22 protein-coding genes and 1 tRNA gene are annotated in these 23,429 nt (G+C 66.3%); 12 read left to right on the top strand and 11 right to left on the bottom strand.

The features are described 5' to 3' along the window. Positions 1-37 precede the first annotated feature (37 nt). Positions 38-259: an acyl-CoA carboxylase biotin carboxyl carrier protein subunit gene (locus DY467_RS09815; RefSeq protein ID WP_011158998.1), complete on the bottom strand. Its 222-nt coding sequence runs from the start codon at positions 257-259 to the stop codon at positions 38-40. A gap of 280 nt (positions 260-539) precedes the next feature. Between DY467_RS09815 and DY467_RS09820 the strand changes: the two genes are divergently transcribed. Both DY467_RS09820 and DY467_RS09825 read left to right on the top strand, forming a co-directional pair. Next, on the top strand, positions 540-1,505 hold the full coding sequence (locus tag DY467_RS09820; RefSeq protein ID WP_164635665.1) for an IclR family transcriptional regulator: 966 nt from the start codon (positions 540-542) through the stop codon (positions 1,503-1,505). Beyond that, positions 1,414-2,973 (top strand): acyl-CoA carboxylase subunit beta, encoded by a 1,560-nt coding sequence (locus DY467_RS09825; protein WP_164635667.1) that lies wholly within the window; start codon positions 1,414-1,416, stop codon positions 2,971-2,973. Before DY467_RS09820 ends, DY467_RS09825 begins: the two co-directional genes overlap by 92 nt. Positions 2,974-3,083: 110 nt before the next feature. Here DY467_RS09825 and DY467_RS09830 read toward each other — a convergent pair whose 3' ends face one another. Then, entirely contained in the window at positions 3,084-4,370 is a 1,287-nt protein-coding gene (locus DY467_RS09830; protein WP_164635669.1) for an MFS transporter, read from the bottom strand. Between the two features lie 121 nt (positions 4,371-4,491). Continuing rightward, positions 4,492-5,262 (bottom strand): enoyl-CoA hydratase, encoded by a 771-nt coding sequence (locus DY467_RS09835; protein ID WP_164635671.1) that lies wholly within the window; start codon positions 5,260-5,262, stop codon positions 4,492-4,494. A 143-nt stretch (positions 5,263-5,405) separates the two neighbouring features. Between DY467_RS09835 and DY467_RS09840 the strand changes: the two genes are divergently transcribed. The 7 genes from DY467_RS09840 (at position 5,406) to DY467_RS09870 (ending at position 13,450) form a co-directional block, all read left to right on the top strand. Beyond that, the gene (locus DY467_RS09840) at positions 5,406-5,981 is read left to right on the top strand and encodes a PaaI family thioesterase (protein WP_164635673.1); all 576 of its coding nucleotides are present in this window, start codon (positions 5,406-5,408) and stop codon (positions 5,979-5,981) included. 73 nt (positions 5,982-6,054) lie between these two features. Beyond that, positions 6,055-6,723, top strand: coding sequence for a TetR/AcrR family transcriptional regulator (locus DY467_RS09845; RefSeq protein WP_164635675.1), 669 nt, complete (start codon positions 6,055-6,057; stop codon positions 6,721-6,723). A 159-nt stretch (positions 6,724-6,882) separates the two neighbouring features. Then, positions 6,883-8,379: a CoA-acylating methylmalonate-semialdehyde dehydrogenase gene (locus DY467_RS09850; protein ID WP_011158992.1), complete on the top strand. Its 1,497-nt coding sequence runs from the start codon at positions 6,883-6,885 to the stop codon at positions 8,377-8,379. 12 nt (positions 8,380-8,391) lie between these two features. Continuing rightward, positions 8,392-9,537 (top strand): isobutyryl-CoA dehydrogenase, encoded by a 1,146-nt coding sequence (locus tag DY467_RS09855; RefSeq protein WP_164635677.1) that lies wholly within the window; start codon positions 8,392-8,394, stop codon positions 9,535-9,537. Further along, complete coding sequence (locus DY467_RS09860; RefSeq protein ID WP_164635679.1) at positions 9,534-10,607, top strand: enoyl-CoA hydratase/isomerase family protein; 1,074 nt, start codon at positions 9,534-9,536, stop codon at positions 10,605-10,607. Before DY467_RS09855 ends, DY467_RS09860 begins: the two co-directional genes overlap by 4 nt. Positions 10,608-10,640: 33 nt before the next feature. Further along, positions 10,641-11,528 carry a 3-hydroxyisobutyrate dehydrogenase gene (gene mmsB, locus DY467_RS09865; protein WP_164635682.1) on the top strand — a complete coding sequence of 296 codons (888 nt, stop codon included), beginning with the start codon at positions 10,641-10,643 and terminating at the stop codon, positions 11,526-11,528. 200 nt (positions 11,529-11,728) lie between these two features. Continuing rightward, positions 11,729-13,450 (top strand): AMP-binding protein, encoded by a 1,722-nt coding sequence (locus DY467_RS09870; protein ID WP_164635684.1) that lies wholly within the window; start codon positions 11,729-11,731, stop codon positions 13,448-13,450. A 170-nt stretch (positions 13,451-13,620) separates the two neighbouring features. On the opposite strand, the gene DY467_RS09875 is transcribed toward DY467_RS09870, so the two are convergent. From DY467_RS09875 to DY467_RS09885, 3 genes are all read right to left on the bottom strand, one after another. Further along, positions 13,621-14,511 carry a crotonase/enoyl-CoA hydratase family protein gene (locus DY467_RS09875; protein WP_164635686.1) on the bottom strand — a complete coding sequence of 297 codons (891 nt, stop codon included), beginning with the start codon at positions 14,509-14,511 and terminating at the stop codon, positions 13,621-13,623. Between the two features lie 131 nt (positions 14,512-14,642). After that, positions 14,643-16,058: an amidase gene (locus tag DY467_RS09880; RefSeq protein WP_164635688.1), complete on the bottom strand. Its 1,416-nt coding sequence runs from the start codon at positions 16,056-16,058 to the stop codon at positions 14,643-14,645. Then, positions 16,051-17,238 (bottom strand): M20 aminoacylase family protein, encoded by a 1,188-nt coding sequence (locus DY467_RS09885; RefSeq protein ID WP_164635690.1) that lies wholly within the window; start codon positions 17,236-17,238, stop codon positions 16,051-16,053. Before DY467_RS09885 ends, DY467_RS09880 begins: the two co-directional genes overlap by 8 nt. 350 nt (positions 17,239-17,588) lie before the next feature. Here DY467_RS09885 and DY467_RS09890 point away from each other — a divergent pair. After that, a tRNA-Leu gene (locus DY467_RS09890) sits at positions 17,589-17,677 on the top strand. Between the two features lie 446 nt (positions 17,678-18,123). Here DY467_RS09890 and DY467_RS09895 read toward each other — a convergent pair. From DY467_RS09895 to DY467_RS09905, 3 genes are all read right to left on the bottom strand, one after another. Continuing rightward, positions 18,124-18,564 (bottom strand): GNAT family N-acetyltransferase, encoded by a 441-nt coding sequence (locus DY467_RS09895; RefSeq protein WP_246701507.1) that lies wholly within the window; start codon positions 18,562-18,564, stop codon positions 18,124-18,126. A gap of 25 nt (positions 18,565-18,589) precedes the next feature. Further along, positions 18,590-19,432: a glycosyltransferase family 92 protein gene (locus tag DY467_RS09900; RefSeq protein WP_205502214.1), complete on the bottom strand. Its 843-nt coding sequence runs from the start codon at positions 19,430-19,432 to the stop codon at positions 18,590-18,592. 114 nt (positions 19,433-19,546) lie between these two features. After that, positions 19,547-19,975, bottom strand: coding sequence for a universal stress protein (locus DY467_RS09905; RefSeq protein WP_164635695.1), 429 nt, complete (start codon positions 19,973-19,975; stop codon positions 19,547-19,549). A 162-nt stretch (positions 19,976-20,137) separates the two neighbouring features. On the opposite strand from DY467_RS09905, the gene DY467_RS09910 reads away from it, so the two are divergent. Beyond that, positions 20,138-20,542: a twin-arginine translocation pathway signal gene (locus DY467_RS09910; RefSeq protein ID WP_164635697.1), complete on the top strand. Its 405-nt coding sequence runs from the start codon at positions 20,138-20,140 to the stop codon at positions 20,540-20,542. Between the two features lie 40 nt (positions 20,543-20,582). Here DY467_RS09910 and DY467_RS09915 read toward each other — a convergent pair whose 3' ends face one another. Then, positions 20,583-21,776: an FAD-dependent monooxygenase gene (locus tag DY467_RS09915; protein WP_164635699.1), complete on the bottom strand. Its 1,194-nt coding sequence runs from the start codon at positions 21,774-21,776 to the stop codon at positions 20,583-20,585. 18 nt (positions 21,777-21,794) lie between these two features. Beyond that, positions 21,795-22,040: a zinc-finger domain-containing protein gene (locus DY467_RS09920; protein ID WP_011158974.1), complete on the bottom strand. Its 246-nt coding sequence runs from the start codon at positions 22,038-22,040 to the stop codon at positions 21,795-21,797. A 205-nt stretch (positions 22,041-22,245) separates the two neighbouring features. On the opposite strand from DY467_RS09920, the gene DY467_RS09925 reads away from it, so the two are divergent. Further along, positions 22,246-23,394: a hypothetical protein gene (locus tag DY467_RS09925; RefSeq protein WP_164635701.1), complete on the top strand. Its 1,149-nt coding sequence runs from the start codon at positions 22,246-22,248 to the stop codon at positions 23,392-23,394. Positions 23,395-23,429: the final 35 nt, after the last annotated feature.

Below are 23,429 nucleotides of genomic sequence, written 5' to 3' on the forward strand. Positions count from 1 at the left end.
GACGTGCACGATGGGTCGGAATACTCGCAAAGCGATTTCAGCTTTCGATCACCGCGACGAGCTGGCCTTCCGCGACGACATCGTCGAGCGCGACGTGCAGCGACTTCAAAGTTCCGTCGGCCGGAGAGGCGACCGGGATTTCCATTTTCATTGCTTCGACAAAGACGATGTCGTCGCCTTCACCGACGCCGTCGCCGATTGACAGCGGCAGCGCACAGACGCGGCCCGCGACTTCGGTGACGATCTTGATCTCGGCCATCGGTGTTCCTCCGGTAGGTTTGTTGTTGTCGGCGCCGGGTTCCGCTGCTGCGGCCGCAGCCAAAAATCTTGCGCCGAGTGGTTACGCGTGGGGCCTTGCGCAGCGTCAAGCGATGTTGTCGGCGCAATTTGCCTGATGTAGCTTTGTCTTCAAGCGGAATTATATTCCGCCTAGCGAAACTAGAAGACGTAACAAGAAACCAAGAACGTAAGATGTGCCGGGTCGGGACGTTGGGCACTCCCGGTGCATCGGGCATCATAACCACGCAGGATAAAAAGACATGGGACGACGCTCAGAACGACTCTGCAGGCAGGGGGATGTGGCCGGTGACGGCGATGTGATTCAGGTGGTGTCGCGCGCGTTCGACGTGCTGCGCTGCTTCGAAGGCCACGACGTCCGGCTCGGCAATCTCGAAATCTCCAACCGCTGCGGCTTGCCGCGCTCGACGGTGTCGCGCCTCACTCACACCCTGACCCGGATGGGCCAGCTGGTGTATCTGCCGCGCGATCAGAAGTATCGCATCGGCCCCTCGGCGGTCGCGATGAGCACGTCGATGACGCGCGGTCTGCAGCTACGCAATTTGATCCGCTCGCGCCTGCAGGAGGTCGCCGACCAGATTCCCGGCACCATCGGCTTCCTGATTCCGGATCGCTTCCATCTGGTCTATCTCGAATTCGCCCGCGCCGCGCACGCGCTCGGCCTGCATTCGACCACCGGCAGCCGCATCTCGATCAGCCGCACCGCGGCCGGTCACGCCTATGCGGCGTCGCTCGACGAGAATGTCGCCGCCGCGCTGGTGACGGAGATCCAGCGTGAAGCACCGGCCGATGCGGCCTTGCTGAGCGAGCGGATCGAAACCGACCGCGCGATGCTGCGCGAGCGCGGCTATGTGGTGTCGTGCGGTCTGTTCAGCCCGCACATCAATGGCATCGCCGTGCCGATCTGGTCGCCGCAGTACCAGACCTACGTGATGGTGACTATCGGCGTGCTGGCCGCGATGTACGACGAACAGCGGCTGCACGACGAAGTCGCGCCGGCGCTGCTCAAGCTCGCCGCGGCGATCGAGCCGCTGGTGCAGAATGCGGATGGCGGCCTGGTGGCGGTGCGCCCGTCCGGAAACAATAACAAGAAGACGATCAGGCCGGAGGGAATGAATGAGTTGGAAGCCGGAGCTCGACGAGCTGGCCCGGCGCGAGAACTTCGCGCGGCAGATGGGCGGCACCGACAAGGTCAAGCGCCAGCATGACCAGGGCCGGCTCACGGTCCGTGAGCGCATCGATCGGCTGAGCGATGCCGGCAGCTTCCACGAGATCGGCGCCGTCGCCGGTCTCGGCGACTACGACGCCAATGGCGAACTGATCAATCTGACCCCGGCGAACTGCGTGTTCGGCCGGGCGAAGATCGACGGCCGCACCGTCGTAGTGGTCGGGGACGACTTCACCGTGCGTGGCGGTTCGGCCGATGCGTCGATCCATGCCAAGCCGCAGATGGCGGAGGAGATGGCGCACGACTATCGCCTGCCGATCATCCGCGTGATCGAAGGATCGGGCGGCGGCGGCTCGGTGAAGACGATCGAGAGCAAGGGCGCCGCCAATCTGCCCGGCGGCGTCGATGGCACCCGCTGGTACTGGTACACGACGGCGAACCTCGCGCAGGTGCCGGTGGTGGCGCTCGGGCTCGGCTCGGTTGCGGGCCTCGGCGCGGCGCGGCTCGCCGCCAGCCACTATTCGATCATGACCCGCAGTTCGGCGATGTTCGTCGCCGGTCCGCCGGTGGTGGCGCGGCTCGGCCAGGATCTCACCAAGCAGGAGCTCGGCGGCGCCGATATCCAGACCCGCGCCGGCGCGATCGATCATGCGGTCGACACCGAGGAAGAAGCCTTCGCCTGCGCGCGGCGCTTCCTGTCGTACTTGCCGTCGTCGGTGCACGAACTGCCGCCGACGCTTGCTTGCGAAGATGATCCGGAACGCTCCGACGAGAAGCTGCTGAAGGCGGTGCCGCGCAATCGCCGGCAGGTCTACAAGATGCGGCCGATCATCGAGTCGGTGGTCGATCAGGGCTCGTTCTTCGAGATCGGCTCGGCATTCGGCCGTTCGATCATCACCGGCCTTGCACGACTCGAGGGGCGGGCGGTGGCAGTGCTGGCCGGCGATCCGTATCACTACGGCGGGTCTTGGACCTCGGACACCTGCCAGAAGGTCATTCGCTTCGTCGATCTCGCCGAGACCTTCCATCTGCCGGTGGTGTATCTGATGGATTGCCCCGGGTTCATGATCGGACTCGAAGCCGAGAAATCGGCGACGATCCGCCACGGCGTCCGTGCGATGACCGCGGTCAATCAGTCGACCGTGCCGTGGTGCACGATCATCGTCCGCAACGCCTTCGGTGTCGCCGGCGTGGTGCACCAGCCGGCCAACCGGTTCTCGATGCGCTATGCGTGGCCGTCGGCGTATTGGGGCTCGCTGCCGCTCGAAGGCGGCATCGAAGCGGCGTATCGCGCCGACCTCGACGCGGCGGAGGATCGCGACGCCAAGATGCGCGAGATCGAGGAGCGGCTGAACAAATTGCGTTCGCCGTTCCGCTCGGCGGAGAAGTTCTGGGTCGAAGAGATCATCGATCCGCGCAAGACGCGTTCGCTGCTCTGCGAATTCGCGCGCCTGGCCGAACCGCTGCGCAAGCCCGGCGTCGCGACCGGCATGCGGATGCGGCCGTAAGTCGAAGCGTCATCGCGAGCGTAGCGAAGCAATCCACGAGCTCGGTACACTGAGCCCTGGATTGCTTGGTCGCTGCGCTCCTCGCAATGACGGCTTTCGATCAGCGGATGCTATGCCACCGCCGGCTTGGCCGCCTTGCCGATCGTCAGCGCGGCTGCGGCGGCGATCACGCACAGGGCGCCGGCGATGAAGAACGCCGGCAGGTAGCTCGCCAGCAGGTCGCGCGACAGGCCGGCGCCGAATGCGGCAGTGGCGGCGCCGAGCTGATGGCCGGCGAAGATCCATCCGAACACCAGGTTGGCGCGCTCCGGGCCGAATTTCTGAGCCGTCAGCCGCACCGTCGGCGGCACGGTGGCGACCCAGTCCAGGCCGTAGAACACCGCGAACAGCGACAGGCCGTAGAACGAGAAGTCTGTGAACGGCAGCGCCAGCAGGCTGAGGCCGCGCAGGCCGTAGTACCAGAACAGCAGCCAGCGATTGTCGTAGCGGTCCGCCAGCCAGCCCGACAAGATGGTGCCGATGAAATCGAACACGCCCATCGCGGCGAGCAGGCCCGCGGCTTGCACCTGCGGGATGTTGAAGTCGGCGCAAAGCGGGATCAAATGAACCTGCACCAGGCCATTGGTCGAGGCGCCGCAGATGAAGAAGGTGCCGAACAGCACCCAGAACACCCGCGTCTTGGCCGCGTCGCGCAGCGCGCCGAGCGCGGCAGCGGCGATCGAGCCCGGCGCAGCCTGCGCCGACAGCGGCACCGGCTCGGTGCTGGTGTCGCCATAGGGCCGCAGCCCGACGTCGCTCGGCCGGTTGCGCATTGCGATCAGCACCGCGACTGCGGCGATGCCGATCAGCGCGCAGACATAAGCCATTGCGATCCGCCAGCCGTAGCGTTCGGTGAGCGAGGCGAGGATCGGGAGGAACACGAGCTGTCCGGTGGCGACGCTCGCGGTCATCATGCCGATCACCAGGCCGCGGCGGGCGACGAACCAGCGCGTCGCCACCGTGGCGCCGAGCACCAGCGCTGTGAGGCCGGTGCCGACACCGACCACCACGCCCCACAGCAGCATCAATTGCCACAGCGACGTCATCGCAAGCGATGCGACCAGCCCGATGGAGACGACCAGCAGCGCGGTCAGCGTCACCTGGCGCAGGCCGAACCGGTTCATCAGCGCTGCGGCGAATGGTGCCATCAACCCGAACAGCACGAAGCGGATCGACAGCGCGGATGAAATATCCGCGGTGCTCCAGCCGAATTCTTGCTGCAACGGAACGATGAACACGCCGGGCGCCCCGACCGCGCCGGCATTAACCAGCGCGGTGAGGAAGGTGACGCCGACCATCACCCAGCCGTAGTGAATGTTGCGGCGGGCCAGCGCGGCGGCGAGGGCGTCGGAGATCATGCGGCGGTCCTGTCGACGAGCGCGCCGGCGGCAACGGCGGCCGGCTGATTGGAAATGATGGCCATCATATAAATTACCGGCGGCAACGCAACTCGGGGATTCCCAAGATCGCGTGAACAGCTCAGCGTTTGCGGTTGATGAAATCCGCCATCAGCGCCTGCGGCTCGCCGGTCAGATACGACTGACCGAACACCTTGACCGAATGCGCAACCGCTTGCGGCAGCGGCATGTCTTCCCACGCCGCCATCAGCGCCTTCTGCGCCCGCATCGCCTGCGGGGCGCCGGCGAGCAGTGCGCCGACCAGATGCTCGACCGCGGCGTCGAGCTCGCCGGGCGGCGCGATCTTGTCGATCAGCCCCCAGGCAAGAGCGGTGTCGGCGTCGATGTTTTCTGCGGCCATCACCAGGAAACGCGCGCGCGACCAGCCGATCAGCCGCGGCAGCAGGGCGGCGTGGATCACCGACGGAATTCCGACGCGCACCTCGGGCATGCCGAATTTGGCATCGTGCGTCGCGACGCGGAAATCGCAGGCGGCGGCGAATTCCAGGCCGCCGCCCAGGCACCAGCCGGGAATCCGCGCGATCACCGGATAGGGCACGGCGCGCGCCGCCTCGCACAGTTCCGCAAGGCCGGTGATGAAGCGCTCGGCGGAACTCTGATCGAGCGTTGCCATCTCGTTGATATCGGCGCCGCCGATCATGCTGCGTTCGCTCTGGCCGGCGACGATCAGCACGCGCAGGCTCTCATCCGCTGCGAGTTGCCGCAATCCGTCCCGGACATCGGTGATCACCGTGGTGTTCAAAATGTTGAGCTTGCCGGCGTTGCAGATGGTGAGGCGCGCGACGCCGCGGGAATCGCGGTCGACGCCGCAATGGGTGTTGAGCATCTGCATGTTGGATCTCGTCAGCGAGGGGCGGGATAGGCGCGGCATCATGCCCGGCAATGCTGGGGGGCTGTCAAGCATCCAGCCGGCGCGCTTGTCGTGCCCCGGGATTTATAATATGAGTATCATCATATAAAAACAGGAGCCCGCCGATGACGATGCTCGATGCCGCTGCGCCGCCCGATCTCTCAGGCTTGTTTGCGGCCGCGCAGCGCCGCAGCCGCACCGTCGATTGGCAGGAGCCGGCGCCGGTCGCACGCGCCGCGATGACGATGTCCGGCCTGGAGGTGATGCAGGCGATCCGCGACGGCCGGTTGCCACCGCCGCCGCTTGCGCGGCTGATCGGCTTCAAGATGGCCGAAGTGCATCCCGGCCGGATCGTGATGCAGCTCGATCCGGACCAGAGCCTGGAGAACACCGCGGGCCTGCTCCACGGCGCGATTGCGGCCGCGCTGCTCGACACCGCGATGGGCTGCGCGATCTCGACGCGCCAGCCGGCAGGGCAGGGCTCTGTGACGATGGATCTGAAACTCAGCTATCTGCGGCCGCTGTCGGTCCGGTCCGGCACGATCATGGCCGAAGGGCGGGTGGTGAAATTCGGCCGGCAGTCGAGCTACACCGAGGGCTTCGTCTATGACGGCACCGGCAAGCTGGCGGTGCACGCCACTGCAACTTTTGCGATGCTCGGGGGACAGCCTGCTGCGGCGCCACATCCGCACGATTCCTGAGGTGAACCGAAACTTGAGGCAGACGCCCGCGTTCGGTGTCATAATATGATCCTGAACATGGCATGGATCGCCGATGCGCTATTCGAAGGAACATAAGCAGGAGACCCACGACCGCATCGTCCGGCGGGCGTCGGTGAAGCTGCGCGAGAAGGGCGCCCACGGCATCGGCGTCGCCGATCTGATGAAGGACGCGGGCCTCACCCACGGTGGGTTCTACGCGCATTTCGCCTCGCGCGAGGCGCTGGTGATCGAGGCCTTCAGCTACGCGATGGACCGCTCCACCGAGCGTTGGCGCAAGCTGGCGGAGGAGCTGCCGCCGGAGCAGCGGCTGACTGCGCTGGTCGACGGTTATCTCAGCGCCAACCACCGCGACGATCCTGGCCGTGGCTGCGCAGTGCCGGCGCTCGGCGCCGAGATTGCGCGTGAGAGCCCCAAGACCCGCAAGGCGTTTGCCGCCAAGCTCGACGACATGATCGCGATGATTGCGGCGCAATATGTCGATGCTCCGCCGAAGACGGCACGCAAGCAGGCGATGGCGACGCTGGCGACCATGATGGGAACGCTGGTGTTGGCGCGGATCGCCGGCAGCGGCGAATTGTCCGACGAAATCCTCGCCGCTGGCCGCGAAGCCGCATTGGCCGAGGCCGGCGCCGCTGCGCCGAAGAAGCCGGCGCGGGTGATCACGGCCAAGCCGAAGAAGGCCGCCGCCAAGCTTGCGACACGGTCGGCCGCGCAAGACTGAAACCTGCTTGCAATCGTCTCCGGCGCGGCCAGCGGTGGCCGCATGCCGCAGCGTGGCCGCTTCCGCATTTCGGCACAGGTGTCGCGCGTCCTGGGCCTTCCCAAACCTGAAAAAATTCTGTTCAAGGGGACGAGAACACAGCCTTTCAGGAGGAAGTCCATGCGCACGGTCGGGCATTTCATCGGCGGCAAAGAGGTCGAGGGCAAGTCGGGGCGTTTCGCCGACGTGTTCGAGCCGATGACCGGCGAGGTGAAGGCCAAAGTCGCCCTCGCCACCAAAGCCGAGCTCCGCGCAGCGGTTGAAAACGCCAAGGCCGCGCAGCCGGAATGGGGCGCCACCAACCCGCAGCGCCGCGCCCGCGTGCTGATGAAGTTCCTCGAATTGGTGCAGCGCGATTACGACAAGCTCGCCGAGCTGCTCGCGCGCGAACACGGCAAGACCATTCCCGACGCCAAGGGCGACATCCAGCGCGGCCTCGAAGTCGCCGAGTTCGCCTGCGGCATTCCGCATCTGATGAAGGGCGAATACACCGAGGGCGCCGGCCCCGGCATCGACATCTATTCGATGCGCCAGCCGCTCGGCGTCGTCGCCGGCATCACTCCGTTCAACTTCCCGGCGATGATCCCGATGTGGAAGTTCGCGCCCGCAATCGCCTGCGGCAACGCGTTCATCCTGAAGCCGTCGGAGCGCGACCCCGGCGTGCCGATGGCGCTGGCAGCGCTGATGCTCGAGGCCGGCCTGCCGCCGGGCATCCTCAACGTCGTCAACGGCGACAAGGAAGCGGTCGACGCCATCCTCGACGATCCGGACATCAAGGCGGTGGGCTTCGTCGGCTCGTCGCCGATCGCGCAGTACATTTATGAGCGCGCCGCGCAGACCGGCAAGCGCGCGCAGTGCTTCGGCGGCGCCAAGAACCACGCCATCATCATGCCGGATGCCGACATCGACCAGACCGTCGACGCGCTGATCGGCGCCGGTTACGGCTCGGCGGGCGAGCGCTGCATGGCGATCTCGGTCGCGGTGCCGGTCGGCAAGGCCACCGCGGACGCGCTGATGAGCAAGCTGATCCCGCGCGTCGAAGCGCTGAAGATCGGCCCATCGACCGATCCGACCGCCGATTACGGCCCGTTGGTGACCAAGGAAGCGCTGGAGCGCGTCAAGAACTACGTCGACATCGGCGTCAAGGAAGGCGCGACGCTCGCGGTCGACGGCCGCGGCTTCAAGATGCAGGGCTACGAGAACGGCTTCTACATGGGCGGCTGTCTGTTCGACAACGTCACCAAGGATATGCGAATCTACAAGGAAGAGATCTTCGGCCCCGTCCTGAGCGTTGTCCGCGCCCACGATTATGCCGAAGCGCTGTCGCTGCCGTCCGACCACGACTACGGCAACGGCGTCGCGATCTTCACCCGCGACGGCGACGCCGCGCGCGACTTTGCGGCGAAAGTGAACGTCGGCATGGTCGGCATCAACGTGCCGATCCCGGTGCCGATCGCCTATTACACTTTCGGCGGCTGGAAGAAGTCCGGCTTCGGCGATCTCAACCAGCACGGCCCGGATTCGATCCGGTTCTACACCAAGACCAAGACCGTCACCTCGCGCTGGCCGTCGGGCGTCAAGGAAGGCGCGGAGTTCTCGATCCCGCTGATGAAGTAAGCGCCGGCTGCCATGCAGTTCGACCTCAACGAAGACCAGCGCGCCATTCGTGACATGGCGCGCGACTTCGCGGCCGAGAAGATCGCGCCGCATGCGCTGAAATGGGATGAAGACAAGCACCTGCCGCTGGACGTGATCCGCGAAGCGGCGGCGCTCGGCATCGGCGGCATCTACATCCGCGAGGATGTCGGCGGCAGCGCGATGACCCGGTTCGACGCGGCGCTGATCTTCGAAGCGCTGGCGACCGGCTGTCCGTCGGTGTCGGCCTTCATCTCCATCCACAACATGGCGGCGTGGATGATCGACAGCTACGGCTCCGACGCGCAGCGTCAGCGCTGGCTGCCGAAGCTGTGCAGCATGGAGCAGGTCGCCAGCTACTGCCTGACCGAGCCGGGCTCAGGTTCGGATGCCGCGGCGCTGCGCACCCGCGCGGTGCGTGACGGCGATCACTATATCCTCAACGGCCAGAAGCAGTTCATCTCCGGCGCCGGCGCCAATGATCTGTACGTCGTGATGGTGCGCACCGGCGGCGATGGCCCCGGCGGCATCTCGACGCTGGTGGTCGAGAAGGACACGCCCGGCCTGTCGTTCGGCGCCAACGAGCGCAAGATGGGTTGGAATGCGCAGCCGACCCGCACCGTGATTTTCGAGAACGCGCGGGTGCCTGTCGCCAACCGGCTCGGCGACGAAGGCATTGGCTTCAAGATCGCGATGGCCGGGCTCGACGGCGGCCGGCTGAACATCGGCGCCTGTTCGCTCGGCGGCGCCCAGGCCGCGCTCGACAAGACGCTCGCTTACATGAAAGAGCGCAAGGCGTTCGGCAAACGGCTCGACGAATTCCAGGCGCTGCAATTCCGGCTTGCCGACATGGCGACCGAATTGGAGGCTTCGCGCACGCTGCTGTGGCGCGCCGCCGCGGCGCTCGACCGCAAGGATGCCGACGCCACCAAGCTGTGCGCGATGGCCAAGCGCTTCGCCACCGACGCCGGCTTTGCGGTCGCCAACGAGGCGCTGCAGCTGCACGGCGGTTACGGCTATCTCGCCGAATACGGCATCGAGAAACTGGTGCGGGATCTGCGCGTGCACCAGATCCTCGAAGGCACTAACGAAATCATGCGGCTGATCGTGTCGCGCAAGCTGCTCGAGGCCAATCGATGAATGGTGCCGTGACCGAACCCGATCTGATCGTCCGGCGCGAAGGCGCCGCCGGTGTGATCCGTCTGAACCGTCCGAAGGCGATCAACGCGCTGACGCTGGAGATGGCCCGTGACCTCGACAACGCGCTCGACGCGTTCGCTGCCGATCCGCAGGTCGCGCTGATCCTGGTCGAAGGCGCCGGTGAGCGCGGGCTGTGCGCCGGCGGCGACATCGTCGGGCTCTACAACAGCGCGCGCGAGGGCGGCGATCTCGGCAAGGTGTTCTGGCGCGAGGAATACATCACCAACGCCAAGATCGCGAAGTACCCGAAGCCCTATGTGGCGTTCATGGACGGCTTGGTGATGGGCGGCGGTGTCGGCATCGCCGGCCACGGCAGCCACCGCATCGTCACCGACAAGACCAAGATCGCGATGCCGGAAGTCGGCATCGGCTTCTTCCCCGATGTCGGCGGCACCTGGCTGCTGACCCGCTCGCCCGGCGAGATCGGCACGTATTTTGGCCTGACCGGCGATATCATGAACGGCGCCGACGCCATCCACGCGGAGTTCGCCGACGCCTATGTGCCGACCGCCAACTGGGCGGCGCTGCGCCAGGCGCTCACCGAGGCGCCGAGCGGAGCATCGGCCGAGCAGGTCAGCGGCATCATCTCGCGCTTTGCGGAGCAGCCGGCCAAGGGGCCCGCCGAGCTGCATCAAGCCGAGATCGACCGCTGGTTCGGGCATGAGACGATCGAACAGATCGTCGCCGCGCTGGAAAGCGATGCATCGGAGTTTGCGCAGGCCGCGTTGAAGACGCTGCGCATCAAATCGCCGACCAGCCTGAAGGTGACACTGAAGCTGCTGCGCGCCGCGCGGCACAGGGCGTCGCTCGAAGAGTGTCTGGTGCACGAATATCGCGCCGCGCTGCAGGTGTTCGTCAGCGACGATTTCGTCGAGGGCGTCCGTGCCGCGGTGATCGACAAGGACCGCCAGCCAAAATGGCGGCCTGCGACGATCGCAGAGGTGACGCCGGAGATCGTGGCGCGCTACTTTGAAGATCGCGGCGACGACGAGCTGAAATTTCCGGGCTGAAGAACCGGGGACAGGCAAGGGGAGGAAGGGGACATGACGGATATCGCATTCATCGGTCTCGGCAATATGGGCGGGCCGATGGCCGGCAATCTCGCCAAGGCCGGCCACAAGGTCGCCGGCTTCGATCTGGTGGCGGCCTCGTGCGAGGCGGCGAAGGCCGAGGGCGTCAGCATCGCGCCGACCGCGATCGATGCGGTGAAGGGCGCGGGCGTCATCGTCACCATGCTGCCGGCCGGCAAGCACGTGCTGGCGGTGTGGAACGAGATCCTGCCACATGCAGCCAAGGGCGCGCTGATCATCGATTGCTCGACCATCGACGTCGAAAGCGCCGTGCAGGCGCATGCGCTCGCTGCCAAGCACGACATCGCCTCTGTCGATGCGCCGGTCTCAGGCGGCACTGGTGGTGCCAAGGGCGCGACGCTGACCTTTATGGCCGGCGGCAGCGAGGCGGCGTTCGCGGCCGCCAAGCCCGTGCTCGAAAAGATGGGCAAGAAGATCGTGCATTGCGGCGGCGCCGGCGCGGGCCAGGCGGCGAAAATCTGCAACAATATGATCCTCGGCATCTCGATGATCGGCGTGTCGGAAGCGTTCACGCTGGCCGAGAAGCTCGGCCTGTCGCATCAGGCGCTGTTCGATGTCGCCTCGACCTCGTCGGGGCAGTGCTGGTCGCTCACCAGCTATTGTCCGGTGCCCGGCCCGGTGCCGGCATCGCCCGCCAACAACAGCTACAAGCCGGGCTTCGCCGCAGCGCTGATGCTGAAGGATCTGAAGCTGTCGCAGGAAGCCGCCAAGGCCGCCGGCGCCTCGACGCCGCTCGGCCAGCACGCCGCCGAGATCTACGCCGCGTTCGAACAGGCCGGACACGGCGGTACGGACTTTTCCGGAATCATCAACTACCTGCGCGAGCAGGGGCGGAAGTAAGCGTTTGATGTTTCGCACCGCGACACCTCCGTAATCGCCGTCATGCGCGGGCTTGACCCGCGCATCCATCGCTCTTCGCAATCCGATGGATTGCCGGGTCTTCGCCGCGCCGAAGGGGCTTCGGCCCCGCAGGCGGGTCAAGCCCGGCAATGACGGGTGAACTGGCGGTGGACGCTGTGCTTCGTGATCGAGGTGTCGCCATGACCACGTTCCAGCAAGCCCGTTCGTTCCTGCTTCAACACCGCACCGACTACGCATCCGCGGTCGCCGGCTTCCGCTGGCCAGATCCGGTGCCGTTCAACTGGGCGCTCGACTGGTTCGACGCCGAACTCGCCAGCCATCCCGACAGCCGCGATCGCGCCGCGCTGTGGATCGTCGATGGCGCCACCGGCAGCGAGATCAAGCCGACCTTCGCGGAGCTGTCGAAGCGCTCCAACCAAGTCGCGAACTATCTGCGCGCCAAGGGTCTGAAGCGCGGCGATCATCTGTTGCTGCTGCTCGGCAACGTCGTGCCGCTGTGGGAGACGATGCTGGCGGCGATCAAGCTCGGCCTCGTCACCATTCCGGCCACCACGCTGCTCACCCCGGAGGAGCTGCGCGACCGGCTCGACCGCGGCCGTGCCAAGGCGGTGGTGGCGGCGCCGGATCAGGTCGGCAAGTTCGCCGGCCTCGGCGGCGGCGATCTGCTCCGCATCGTCGTCGGCGACGCGCAGGACGGCTGGCTCGCTTATGCCGAGACCGCGCAGCAATCCGATGCGTTCACGCCGGACGGGCCGACAAAGGCCGACGATCCGATGCTGCTGTATTTCACCTCCGGCACCACCGCGAAGCCGAAGCTGGTGCGGCACAGCCAGCGCTCCTATCCGGTCGGCGCGCTGTCGACGATGTTCTGGCTCGGGCTGCAGCCGGGCGATGTGCACCTCAACATTTCCTCGCCGGGCTGGGCCAAGCACGCCTGGAGCTGCTTCTTCGCGCCGTGGAACGCCGGCGCCACCGTGTTCGTCGTCAACCAGCCGCGGTTCGATGCCAAGAGCCTGCTCGCCACCATCGGCCGCTGCGGCGTCACCACGCTGTGCGCGCCGCCGACGGTGTGGCGGATGTTCATCCAGGAGAAGCTGGCGGACTATCAGGTCGCCTTGCGTGAAGTCTGCGGCGCCGGCGAGCCGCTGAACCCGGAAGTGATTGATCAGGTCAAGGCGGCCTGGGGCCTCACCATCCGCGACGGCTACGGCCAGACCGAGACCACCGCGATGGTCGGCAATTCGCCGGGCCAGAAGGTCAAGATCGGCTCGATGGGCCGGCCGCTGCCGGGCTACGTGGTCAAGATCACCGATGCCGACGGCCATCCGGCCAAGGAAGGCGAGATCACGCTGGCGCTTGGCGACGCGCGCCCGGCCGGGCTGATGCAGGGCTATCAGGGCGAGGGCGGCAAGCTTTCGGGCGCCGACGGCGAGGTGTATCGCTCCGGCGATGTCGCGTTCGCCGATGAGGATGGCTATCTCACCTTCGTCGGCCGCACCGACGATGTGTTCAAGTCGTCGGACTACCGGATCTCGCCGTTCGAACTCGAGAGCGTGCTGCTGGAGCACGACCTCGTGGCGGAGGCCGCGGTGGTGCCGAGCCCGGATCCGATCAAGCTGGCGATCCCGAAAGCCTATGTGCTGCTCACCGCGAACGCCGAGCGCTCGCGCGACACCGCGCTGTCGATCTTCAGGCACATGCAGGGCCGGCTGGCGCCGTTCAAGCGCATCCGCAAGCTGGAGATCGTCAGCGAACTACCGAAGACGATCTCCGGCAAGATCCGCCGCGTCCAGCTCCGCCGCATCGAGCACGACAACGATCAGGCCGATAGTCTGCGCGGGCTCGCCTTTTCCGAAGACGACTTCCCCGAGCTGAAAGCCGCGCCGGCGAAGGAGGTCTAGTCCGTAGGATGGGTTTCGCCTCCGGTTCAACCCATCCTACGGGCGTCAAGCACGGCGTCATTCCGGGGCGCGCGAAGCGCGAACCCGGAATGTCTCTTTGCAACAAGCTCGGGATTCCGGGTTCGCGAACGTTCGTTCGCGCCCCGGAATGACGTACTTCTAAACCGCGCTTACTTGTACTCGCGCTCGTCCCACCACGGGAAGTAGGGCGGCATGTCGGTGGTGATCTTGTTCTTGAACTGCGCTGGGCGCTTTTCCAGGAACGAGGTGACGCCTTCCTTGACGTCGTCGGAGCGGCCGCGCTCGTAGATGCCGCGGCTGTCGATCTTGTGGGCTTCCATCGGATCGTCGGCGCCCATCATCCGCCACATCATCTGCCGGATCAGCGCCACCGACACCGGTGCGGTCTTGGCGGCGATTTCCTTGGCGAGCGTGCGCGTGGTTTCGAGCAGCTGATCGGCGGGCACGACGCGGCTGACCAGCTTGCCGGCGAGCGCTTCCTGCGCCGGGAAGACGCGCCCCGTGTAGCACCACTCCAACGCCTGGGCGATGCCGACGATGCGCGGCAGGAACCAGCTCGACGCCGCTTCGGGCACGATGCCCCGCTGCGAGAACACGAAGCCGAACCGTGCGGCTTCGGACGCGATGCGGATATCCATCGCCAGCTGCATGGTGACGCCGATGCCGACCGCCGGGCCGTTCACCGCCGCGATCACCGGCTTCAGGCACTTGAAGATCCGCAGCGTCACCTGGCCGCCGCCGTCGCGCACCTGCGGGTCGGAGTAGTCGGTCGAGCCGTCGGCATTGCGGCGCACCGGGCCGCGGCGGGCGTCGCGATCGAAGGTGTCGGCGCCGGAGGAGAGATCCGCGCCGGCGCAGAACGCGCGGCCTTCGCCGGTGACGATGATGGCGCGAATGTTGTCGTCGGCGTCGGCCTTGTCGAACGCCTCGATCAGCTCGTGCTGCATCGTCGGATTGAAGGCGTTGAGCTTGTCCGGTCGGTTCAGCGTGATGGTGAGGATTTGATCGGCCACCTCGTATTTGATGGTCTCGAACGGCATCTGGTTTCCTCCAGCGTGTTTTTGTTTGTACGAGTCATGCGTGGGCTCGGCCCGCGCATCCATCTTTATGAAGGAGATGGATGCGCGGGTCGAGCCCGCGCAATGACATTGTGCTTGGGACGCCGCGTTCGTTAGCGCGGCACGACCGGCCACGGCTTCTGTTCGCCGCGCAGGCCTTCGAATGCCTTCGCCATGCGCAGCACGCCGAGATCGTCGAAACGCTTGCCGACGATCTGCACGCCGATCGGGAAGCCCTTGGCGCTGTAGCCGCCGTTGATCGAAGCGGCGGGATTCTCCGCCATATTCCAGGGCACGGTATAGAGGATGTGATCGAACGGCCGGTCCGGATCATTCCACGGCGAGGCGACGTCGGCGGCGAAGCTCACTACCGGCGCCACCGGCGAGATCAGATAGTCGATGCCGGCGAACAGCTTGGCGCCAAGCGCGCGCACCGCCATGGTCTGATTGAAGCCGCGGACCACGTCGACGCCGCTCAGCCGCGCGCCGGGCTCGGCCCAGCGCACGATGTAGGGCAGCACGCGTGCGCGTTGCTCGTCGGAGAACAGCGCCAGATCGCTCCACATCCGCGCCCGCCAGAAATTGTCGAGCCCGTCCATCATCTCGCGCGTGAAGCCGAGTTCGACCGGCTTGATAATCGCGCCCTGCGCCTCGAATTTGCGCGCCGACTGCGTGACGATGTCGCGCACCTCGTCTTCCAGTTCCATGCCGAAGCCGAGATCGGTGAGCAGGCCGATAGTCTTGCCGCGCAGCGTGGTGTCGAGATCGCTCCAATCGAAATCGTGCGGCGGCAGGCTCATGCCGTCGCGGCTGTCGGGCTGCGACAGCACGCTCATCATCAGCGCGGCGTCGTCGACAGTGCGGGTCATCGGCCCGGCGCAGCGGCCGACATAGGGCGGATCGATCGGCACGCGGCCGAGGCTGGGCTTCAGCGCGAAGATGCCGCACCACGCCGCCGGCAGCCGCACCGAACCGCCGATATCGGTGCCGAGATGCAGCGGCCCGTAGCCGGCCGCGCCCGCAGCGCCAGCGCCGGCGGAAGAGCCGCCGGTGTTCTGCGACACGTCCCACGGATTGCGGGTGACGCCGTGGAAGCTCGACAGGCCCGACGACAGCATGCCGAAATCCGGCATCGTCGTCTTGCTCCACAGAATGCCGCCGGCTTCGCGCAGCCGCGCGGCGGGCGGCGCATCGGCCGCGGCGGGCGTCAGCGGAGTGATCGGCACGCCGAGCGGCACCGGCACGCCTTCGGTGGCGACGTTTTCCTTGATCGTCACCGGCACGCCGTCGAGCAGGCCGAGCGGCTCGCCCTTGGCCCAGCGTGCGGTGGAAGCTTGCGCCGCCTTGCGCGCGGTGTCGGGATCGAATCCGTACAGCGCATTGATATGCGGCTCCCAGCGCCTCGCCTGGGCGATCACCGCCTCCATCACCTCGCTCGGCGAGAACTGCTTGCCGTAATAGCCGGCGAGCAGTTCGGTGGCCGAGAGGTCGTGCAGAGCGGTGGCGGTGGTGGCGAGGCCGTCAGACATGCGTAGCTCCGTCGTGGCCGCCGACCGGCAGCCGGGTTTCGATCAGCCGGGCGAACATGCTGGCGCCAACCGGCAGAATCTTGTCGTCGAGCACGAAGCCCGGGTTATGCAGCGGCACGTTGCCGTCGTGGCCGATCCAGAAATATGCGCCGGGCACCGCCTGCAGCATATCGGCGAAATCCTCGCTGCCCATCTTCGGCGTTTCGCGGGTCTTCACGTTGGCGTCGCCGACGATGCTGCGCGCCACCTCGGCCACGCGCTCGCTGTGCTCGGGCGCGTTCACCAGCACGCTGAAGATGTCGCGGATGTCGACCTTGATGTCCACCTCGAACGCCGCCGCAATGCCGGCCGCGACCGCGTGCATCCGGGTGCGGATCAGGTTGCGGATCTCGTCGGAGAACGCGCGCACCGTGCCGGCGAGCCGCGCTTCGCCGGGGATCACGTTATAGGCCGAGCCGGAATGGATCTGGGTGATCGACAGCACCGCCGACTGCAGCGGATCGACGTTGCGGCTGACGATGGTCTGCAGCGCCTGGCCGAGCGTCATCGCGATCACCACCGGGTCCTTGGAGCGCTCCGGCATCGCGCCGTGGGCGCCGTAGCCCGAGATGGTGATGTCGAAGAAATCGGCGCCGGCCATCGCCGGGCCGGGCCGGATCGCGATCTCGCCATGGCCGAGGTCCGGCGCGTTGTGCAGGCCGTACACTTCGTCGCACGGAAATTTCTCGAACAGGCCGTCCTTCAGCATCGCGCGCGCGCCGCCGAGCCCTTCCTCGGCGGGCTGGAAGATGAAGTGCACGGTGCCGTCGAAATTGCGGGTCTCGGCCAGATAGCGCGCGGTGCCGAGCAGCATGGTGGTGTGCGCATCGTGGCCGCAGCCGTGGAAGCGGCCCGGGATGGTCGAGCGCCACGGCAGGTTGGTGGCTTCGTCCATCGGCAGCGCGTCCATGTCGGCGCGCAGGCCGATGCGGCGGCTGCCGTCGCCTTTGCCCTTCAGCACGCCGACGACGCCGGTGCCGCCGATGCCGCGATGCACCTCGATGCCCCATTGGCCGAGCTTCTCGGCGACGATGCTCGAGGTCCGCACCTCTTCGAAGCCGATCTCGGGATGGGCATGGAGGTCGCGGCGGATCGCGGTCATTTCGTCGGCGAAGGCGTCGATACGGTCGATGGTCGGCATGCGCGGGTCACCTCGGCTGTGGCGGGCTCTATGGGACGTCTCGGGCGGCCTGCATGCAAGGAACGGGCAACAGCGGGGCAGGGCAGAGGAAGAGCGGAATCGGCATCGGCGTGAGAGAGACCGCCGCGCCCGACGCCGCAGGCGCCATGCGTATTCCAGCCGACAATGCGGGGCGATGTCAAAGCGCGCGGACGGCGAAGCCGCAGCTTCACTGCAACCCCGCTTTGCGTTGCGCCGCTGGGTCGATTATGAATGCGGCGCACTGGCGCGGAACTTGGCAAGGTCAAGGCCGCCGAGCCGGACAGCCACCGCCGCAGCCGCCAGTTTTCGGCGGCCTCGCGGTCCGGGATGCGGGCGTGGCGAAATTGGTAGACGCAAGGGACTTAAAATCCCTCGGCTCGAAAGAGCTGTGCCGGTTCGACCCCGGCCGCCCGCACCAAACCATCATGCCACCTGAGCCTCGGGCGATTTGTAATATGATTATATCTATGGCTTCGAAGAAGACATCGCTGAAAACTGGCAAGGCGAGGGCTTCGTGATCGGCAGCGGTCGATACAGGAAGATCAGCGCGGTCGAAGGTATCGAGTACTCGGCCGAAATGAAGGGTAGTAAGGCTGCGGCCAAAAGCGAGGCCCGTAGTCCGGAGCAACGCCGCAACGCGATCATCAAGGCGTACAGCAAAGCGTAGTCTTCGATGTATGACGCCGTGGCCGATCATTACTGCTATCCCGGCACGACGGTCCTGATTATCGCAATTCGAAGCAGGGATCCGCGATGCGCGGGCCGATGAAGAGGCTCAGCCCTGGCTGCGCAATGGAGCTTAGCTCTTATCTCGGTCACCACTGCGATCATACGGACCACATGGGCCGACGATCCCAACCCGCTTCACCATATGCACCACCCGTGCCCGTTGGCCCGCGTCTCCAGCCGCTCCTGCGCGTAGCCGAGCGAGGCGTAGAGCCGGATGTTCTCTTCGAAGCGTTCGTTGGTGTAGAGCCGCAGCGTGGTGCGGCCGGCCTCGGCGGCGATCTGTTCGGCGAGCGCCATCAGGCGGCGGCCGTGGCCGCGTTTCTGGGCGTTAGGTGAGACCGCGACGTTGACGATCAGCAGATCGTCATCGCGCAGTTCGGTCTCGATCAGCGCGGCGAGCTCGCCATCGACCTCCAGCAGGTCGAAGCGATGCTCCCGGATCGCCACCGCGTAGTCGGCGAGCATCGGCAACGGTTTGTAGCCGATCAGCGCCAGCCATTTGCTGTAGGCGCGCATCGTCAGGTCGGTGATTGCCTTGACATCGGCGGGCGTGCCGCGCCGGATCAAATCGGCCATGCGATGCTTTCGTTGCGTGTCGTCCTCAGCCTGCCTTCGCCGCGTCCTCCGCCTTACCGAACACGCGATCCAGCACCGGCAGGATCGAGGCGTCGTCTTCGGCGTTCATGTCTTTCTCGGCGGCGAAATGCCAGTCGCTGTCGCGCGGCACCGGCGTCGAGGCGTCGCCGCGCTGGATCTTGGTCTGCAGGTCCGACAGTGAGCGCGACCAGTAGTGATTGAGCCTGAGCAGATCGAGCACGGGGCGATCGCCCTGGAACGGCCGGCCCATGGTGTCGATGGTTTCGCCCCGCCAGTATTTGTAGAGATGCACGTTGCGGATGGCGCGGATCCAGCGCGGGTTGGCGATGGTCTTGGCCGAGATCTTCGATAGCGGTGAGCGCTTGGTGAAGGCGCGGCTGATCGGCACCGGCGGCCGTTGCTCGTGGCCTGCCGAGCCGAAATACGGCGAGAACACGCCGACCGCGGGCGCGCCGTCGAACCGGCCGAGCACGTCGGTGACCTTGTCGGCGACGGGCGAGAACAGAAACTCGTCGATGTCGATGAACGCCATCCACTTCGCGTCCAGCATGTGATGCTTGATGCAGTGGCGATACGCCGGCAGCTGCCCGACCTCGACCGGCCAATCGGTCAGCGTCACCAGGCCGCGCGCGATCCACGGCGCCAGCACGTCGCGGAAATGATCGGTGCTGAAATTGTTGTAAAGGTAGAAATGACCGACGCCGACCGCCTCGTGGAAACGCAGCCATTCGTCGAGGAACGGCGCCTCTTCGCGGAAGATCGCCACCACGGCCAGCGTCGGCACGTTGCGCTGCGCGACGATGCGGTCGCGTGCCCGCGCCCGCCACACCCAGGGTGCACGCAGCATTTGCTTCAATCCCGACACCGCTCGCTCCTTGGAAAATCCGATCGATATTGCGGCGCGACACTGTTCCAAACCTGCCGGTTTGGCAAGGCAAGCCAGGCGCCGCGGACCGCGCGGTTACTTCACCAGTGTCACAGGTAGTTTGGTCAGGTGGACGACCTTGTTGGCCACCGAGCCGAGTACCAGATTGCCGATCGCGCTACGGCCGCGGGTGCCCATCACGATGCCGCTGCAGTTCAGCTCTTCAGCGCGTTTGACGATGCGCTGCGCGGTGTCGCCGGTGAGCACCTCGGAGGTGAACGGGATATTCGCCGCGTTCAGCTTGGCGATCGCCGGCTGCAGGATGTCGTCGCTGTGCTCGCGCTGCAGCTCCTCCATTTTCTCCTTGGAGACGTACACCGCGATCTCGCCATACAACGCCGGCTCGGGATGGGCGTACACCAGCACCAGCTCGATCGGCACGTTGTCGTGGGCGAGGGCGATCACCCAGTCCAGAGCGCGGCCCGCATTGGCGGAGCCGTCATAGGGGAGGAGGATCTTCTGCATCGGTCGCGTCCTGTTGGCGTTTTCGGGGCGAAGCGGAGACCGGTCGCGTGACGAAAACGCGGCGAAAACAAACGAGGTTTGCGGGGCGCCACCGCGGCCACACTGCGGTCATCACAGCCTGATTTGACCGAAACCTCAACCTGGTTCACACAGCCCCTCACCATGACATCGCAACGCTCGTCCGCCTTCACCGCAGCCCGCGCCGCTGCTGCCGTCACGTTTGCCGCCCTTGGCCTGTCCGGCTGCGCCGGGATGGGCGACAGCGCGCTGTCGCAGGCGTTCGTCGATCCGGCAAAATACGAGCTGTACGACTGCAAGCAGCTCGAGGCGGAGCGCAAATCGCTCGATGCGCAGCTTGCCAAGCTGGACGGCCTGATGCGCAAGGCGCAGACCGGAGCCGCCGGGCCGGTGGTGTCCGAGATCGCCTACCGCAACGACTACATCAACGTGAAGGCGCAATCCCGGCTCGCCGAACAGACCTGGCGGGACAACCACTGCACCCCAACGCCGGAGCCGCCGCCGGCCGCGCCGGCGCCTCAGAAGCGGGCGGGACGCGGCGCGCACTGAAGGGCGTGAAAGCGGGCTTGGCCGTTGCGTGAGAGCGCCCTCAAAGGCGCCAGTCGTAGATCCAGCTCTGACGCGCCAGCAGCCGGTCCGGGCCGAGCGCCCGCATGGCGACATCGCGGGCGATCGCCGCGGCGCCGGGCAGGTGGTAGATCACGCCGTTCTGCCGGGCGAGCTGCTGCACCCGTTTGACCCGGGGCCGGCGCAGCGCCGCGTAGCGATGCAGCGTGGTCGCAACCTCCGCGGCGGTGCCGCTGCTGCCCTCGCCATGGCTAGCGGCGAGACCGGCGGACAGCACGGCGGCGTCCTCGATCGCCATGCCGGCGCCCTGGGCGGCGAATGGCAGCATGCCGTGGGAGGCATCGCCCAACAGGGCGATCGGGCCCTGGTTCCACACTCCGCCGTCCGGCATCGCGAACAGCGCCCAGCGCGTCCAGTTTTCGACGGTTCCGATCAGCGCCTTGGCGGCGCCCGCCCAATGCGCGAAACGCGCAACAATCTCAGTCGGTTCGCCGCGCGCGCTCCAGCCGCGTTGGTTCCATGAGCCATTGACCACCGCCACCAGGTTGATCCGGCGCCCACCTGAGATCGGGTACACCACCAGATGCGCCTCCGGGCCCAGCCACAACTGCACTCCGAGCAGCCTCTCCCCATCCGGCATTGCCTCCGCCGGAATTGTGCCTCGCCAGGCGATCAGGCCGGAAAACAGCGGTTGGATCTTCGGAAATGCCACCCCGCGGACGGCCGACCAGATTCCATCGGCCCCGACCAGCGCCAGCGCCGGTTCCTGACCGCCGCCGGCCGACACGGTGACACCGTTGGCATGGGGCGCGACGTCCTCGACGGCGCAGCCGAGCCGGAGGTCGATCGAGGGATGGGCGGCGACCTTGGCGGCCAGCGCGGCCTGCAGGTCGGCGCGATGCACCACCCAGTAGGGCGCGCCATTGCGGACGGCGACGTTGCCGATCGGCATCCGGACGATTGCCCGGCCCGAGCGGGCGTTGATTGCGGTGACAGCGTCGGGCACCACCGCGCAGGCATCGAGCTGCGGCTGCAGGCCGAGCTCGACCAGAATTCGTGAGGCGTTGGGAGAGAGCTGCAGACCGGCGCCGACTTCGTCGAGGCGCTCGGTGCGCTCTAGTACGATGACTCGGAACCCTTTGGCAGCCAGCGCCAATGCGGCGGTCAGGCCGCCAATTCCGGCTCCCGCGACGATAATGGTTCGGGAGACCGCCACGTTGCGGTCAGCGTCCGATCAGGCGACCTTGTCCTTCAGCACGCATTCCGGCGGACGGGCTTCGCCCGGCTTCAGATCGGCCGCGTAGCGATACAGCGTCGAGCAATATGGGCAGATGATCTCGTTGTCGTTACCGAGGTCGAGAAACACGTGCGGATGATCGAACGGAGGGGCGGCGCCGACGCACATAAATTCCCGCGAACCGATTTCGATCGTCGCAACGCCGGCATCGTTCTGGAAGTGGGGAACCACGTGGTCGGACATTCAGCTCACCTTTGCTGACAGCGGAGGGCAACTAACAGTGCAGCGCACCATACCGGCGCCGCTGCCTGATTCCTAGAGCGGCCGGATAGAGATTGCCCGGTGAAATTCGACACAATCCCGTGGTGTGGGAGAAGCCCTCCTTTCGTCTGATCGGTTGTGTCGAAGTGATGACGCACCATCTCCTAGGGAGAAACACGAGGACCGGATGCGGCTACAACTCGGCGTGGCGAAGTTCTGCCTTGCAATCAGCGCTGTGGCGCTGGTCGCCGCTTGGCCACACGCCCAGTACAGTGCCAAACTGATCACCGCACAGGATGATCCCGCCAGCTTGTCGGATCTGCAGATCGCGGAGGCTTTGCGGCGAGATCAGGGCATGATCTCGCGACAGATCGAGGCTGCACTCGCCGCAGGCGATGCTGATCTCGCGGGCAGCCTGGTCGAACTGGCCGGCGCGCATCGGGTCGCGTTGCCTGACGAACTGACACGGCGCGTCGATGATGCGGTCGCTGCGGATCGTGCATCTGCGCAAGTGGCGACACGTTTCGCGACCGGTCTCGTCACCGGCCAGGCCGACGATCTCGCAGGTCTGTCCGGCACGGTCGCAGGCGATCTCTTCGTGTTCGGCGATATCCGGGACGTGATCCGCGAAGGCAAACATCTGGCGACCGGGGAGGCTGCTGATCATCTGGTGCTCGGGCTCGCCGCCGCGGGCATTGCAGTGACCGCTGCGACTTATGTCAGCGTCGGCGCAGCGGCGCCGGCGCGGGCCGGGCTGACCCTGGTGAAGGATGCGCGCAAGGTCGGACGTATCAGCGAGGGCCTTGCGAAATGGGCCGGTCGTTCGGCTCGCGAAGTGGTCGATGCGCCAGCGCTGCAACGTGCCGTCGCTGATGCGTCGCTGCTTCGCCCGGCGCAGACGCTCGATGCGGTGAGGGCTGCAGTCCGCACCGAGAAAGCCGGCGGTTTGATGCGGTTCGCCAAGGATGTCGGCAAGATCGGCGAGAAGGCCGGCACGCGCGGAGCGTTCGATGCGCTTAAGGTTGCTGAAAATCCGAAGGATGTGGCGCGGGCCGCGAAACTTGCCGAAGCTAAAGGTGGTCAGACCCGTGCGATCATCAAGCTGCTCGGGCGTGGTGCTTTGTTGCTCACGACCGGCCTGTGGAATTTCGCCTCGTGGATCTTCAGTGCGCTGATGATGCTGATCGGCTTCGTCACCTCGCTGAAGGCCGGCACCGAGCGGCTGACGCAACGCTGGCTCGATCGCCGCAAACGCAAGGCGGCCAAACGCGCGCTTGCCGCAACCAAACAGCCGGAGCCGTCGATCGGCGCGGCATCTGCCGGGGCCGAGGCATAGTGCGAGCGGTACAATAATGATAAAGTCCGATGCTG

It is taken from the genome of Rhodopseudomonas sp. BR0G17 (assembly GCF_010907025.1).
In the GTDB taxonomy this organism is placed as follows: domain Bacteria; phylum Pseudomonadota; class Alphaproteobacteria; order Rhizobiales; family Xanthobacteraceae; genus Rhodopseudomonas; species Rhodopseudomonas palustris_H.

Coding starts and splice junctions, on each gene's coding strand:
- DY467_RS09815 (WP_011158998.1), bottom strand. CDS start 259: ATGGCCGAGATCAAGATCGTCACCGAAGTCGCGGGCCGCGTCTGTGCG.
- DY467_RS09820 (WP_164635665.1), top strand. CDS start 540: ATGGGACGACGCTCAGAACGACTCTGCAGGCAGGGGGATGTGGCCGGT.
- DY467_RS09825 (WP_164635667.1), top strand. CDS start 1,414: ATGAGTTGGAAGCCGGAGCTCGACGAGCTGGCCCGGCGCGAGAACTTC.
- DY467_RS09830 (WP_164635669.1), bottom strand. CDS start 4,370: ATGATCTCCGACGCCCTCGCCGCCGCGCTGGCCCGCCGCAACATTCAC.
- DY467_RS09835 (WP_164635671.1), bottom strand. CDS start 5,262: ATGCAGATGCTCAACACCCATTGCGGCGTCGACCGCGATTCCCGCGGC.
- DY467_RS09840 (WP_164635673.1), top strand. CDS start 5,406: ATGACGATGCTCGATGCCGCTGCGCCGCCCGATCTCTCAGGCTTGTTT.
- DY467_RS09845 (WP_164635675.1), top strand. CDS start 6,055: ATGCGCTATTCGAAGGAACATAAGCAGGAGACCCACGACCGCATCGTC.
- DY467_RS09850 (WP_011158992.1), top strand. CDS start 6,883: ATGCGCACGGTCGGGCATTTCATCGGCGGCAAAGAGGTCGAGGGCAAG.
- DY467_RS09855 (WP_164635677.1), top strand. CDS start 8,392: ATGCAGTTCGACCTCAACGAAGACCAGCGCGCCATTCGTGACATGGCG.
- DY467_RS09860 (WP_164635679.1), top strand. CDS start 9,534: ATGAATGGTGCCGTGACCGAACCCGATCTGATCGTCCGGCGCGAAGGC.
- mmsB (WP_164635682.1), top strand. CDS start 10,641: ATGACGGATATCGCATTCATCGGTCTCGGCAATATGGGCGGGCCGATG.
- DY467_RS09870 (WP_164635684.1), top strand. CDS start 11,729: ATGACCACGTTCCAGCAAGCCCGTTCGTTCCTGCTTCAACACCGCACC.
- DY467_RS09875 (WP_164635686.1), bottom strand. CDS start 14,511: ATGCCGTTCGAGACCATCAAATACGAGGTGGCCGATCAAATCCTCACC.
- DY467_RS09880 (WP_164635688.1), bottom strand. CDS start 16,058: ATGTCTGACGGCCTCGCCACCACCGCCACCGCTCTGCACGACCTCTCG.
- DY467_RS09885 (WP_164635690.1), bottom strand. CDS start 17,238: ATGCCGACCATCGACCGTATCGACGCCTTCGCCGACGAAATGACCGCG.
- DY467_RS09895 (WP_246701507.1), bottom strand. CDS start 18,564: ATGGCCGATTTGATCCGGCGCGGCACGCCCGCCGATGTCAAGGCAATC.
- DY467_RS09900 (WP_205502214.1), bottom strand. CDS start 19,432: ATGCTGCGTGCACCCTGGGTGTGGCGGGCGCGGGCACGCGACCGCATC.
- DY467_RS09905 (WP_164635695.1), bottom strand. CDS start 19,975: ATGCAGAAGATCCTCCTCCCCTATGACGGCTCCGCCAATGCGGGCCGC.
- DY467_RS09910 (WP_164635697.1), top strand. CDS start 20,138: ATGACATCGCAACGCTCGTCCGCCTTCACCGCAGCCCGCGCCGCTGCT.
- DY467_RS09920 (WP_011158974.1), bottom strand. CDS start 22,040: ATGTCCGACCACGTGGTTCCCCACTTCCAGAACGATGCCGGCGTTGCG.
- DY467_RS09925 (WP_164635701.1), top strand. CDS start 22,246: ATGCGGCTACAACTCGGCGTGGCGAAGTTCTGCCTTGCAATCAGCGCT.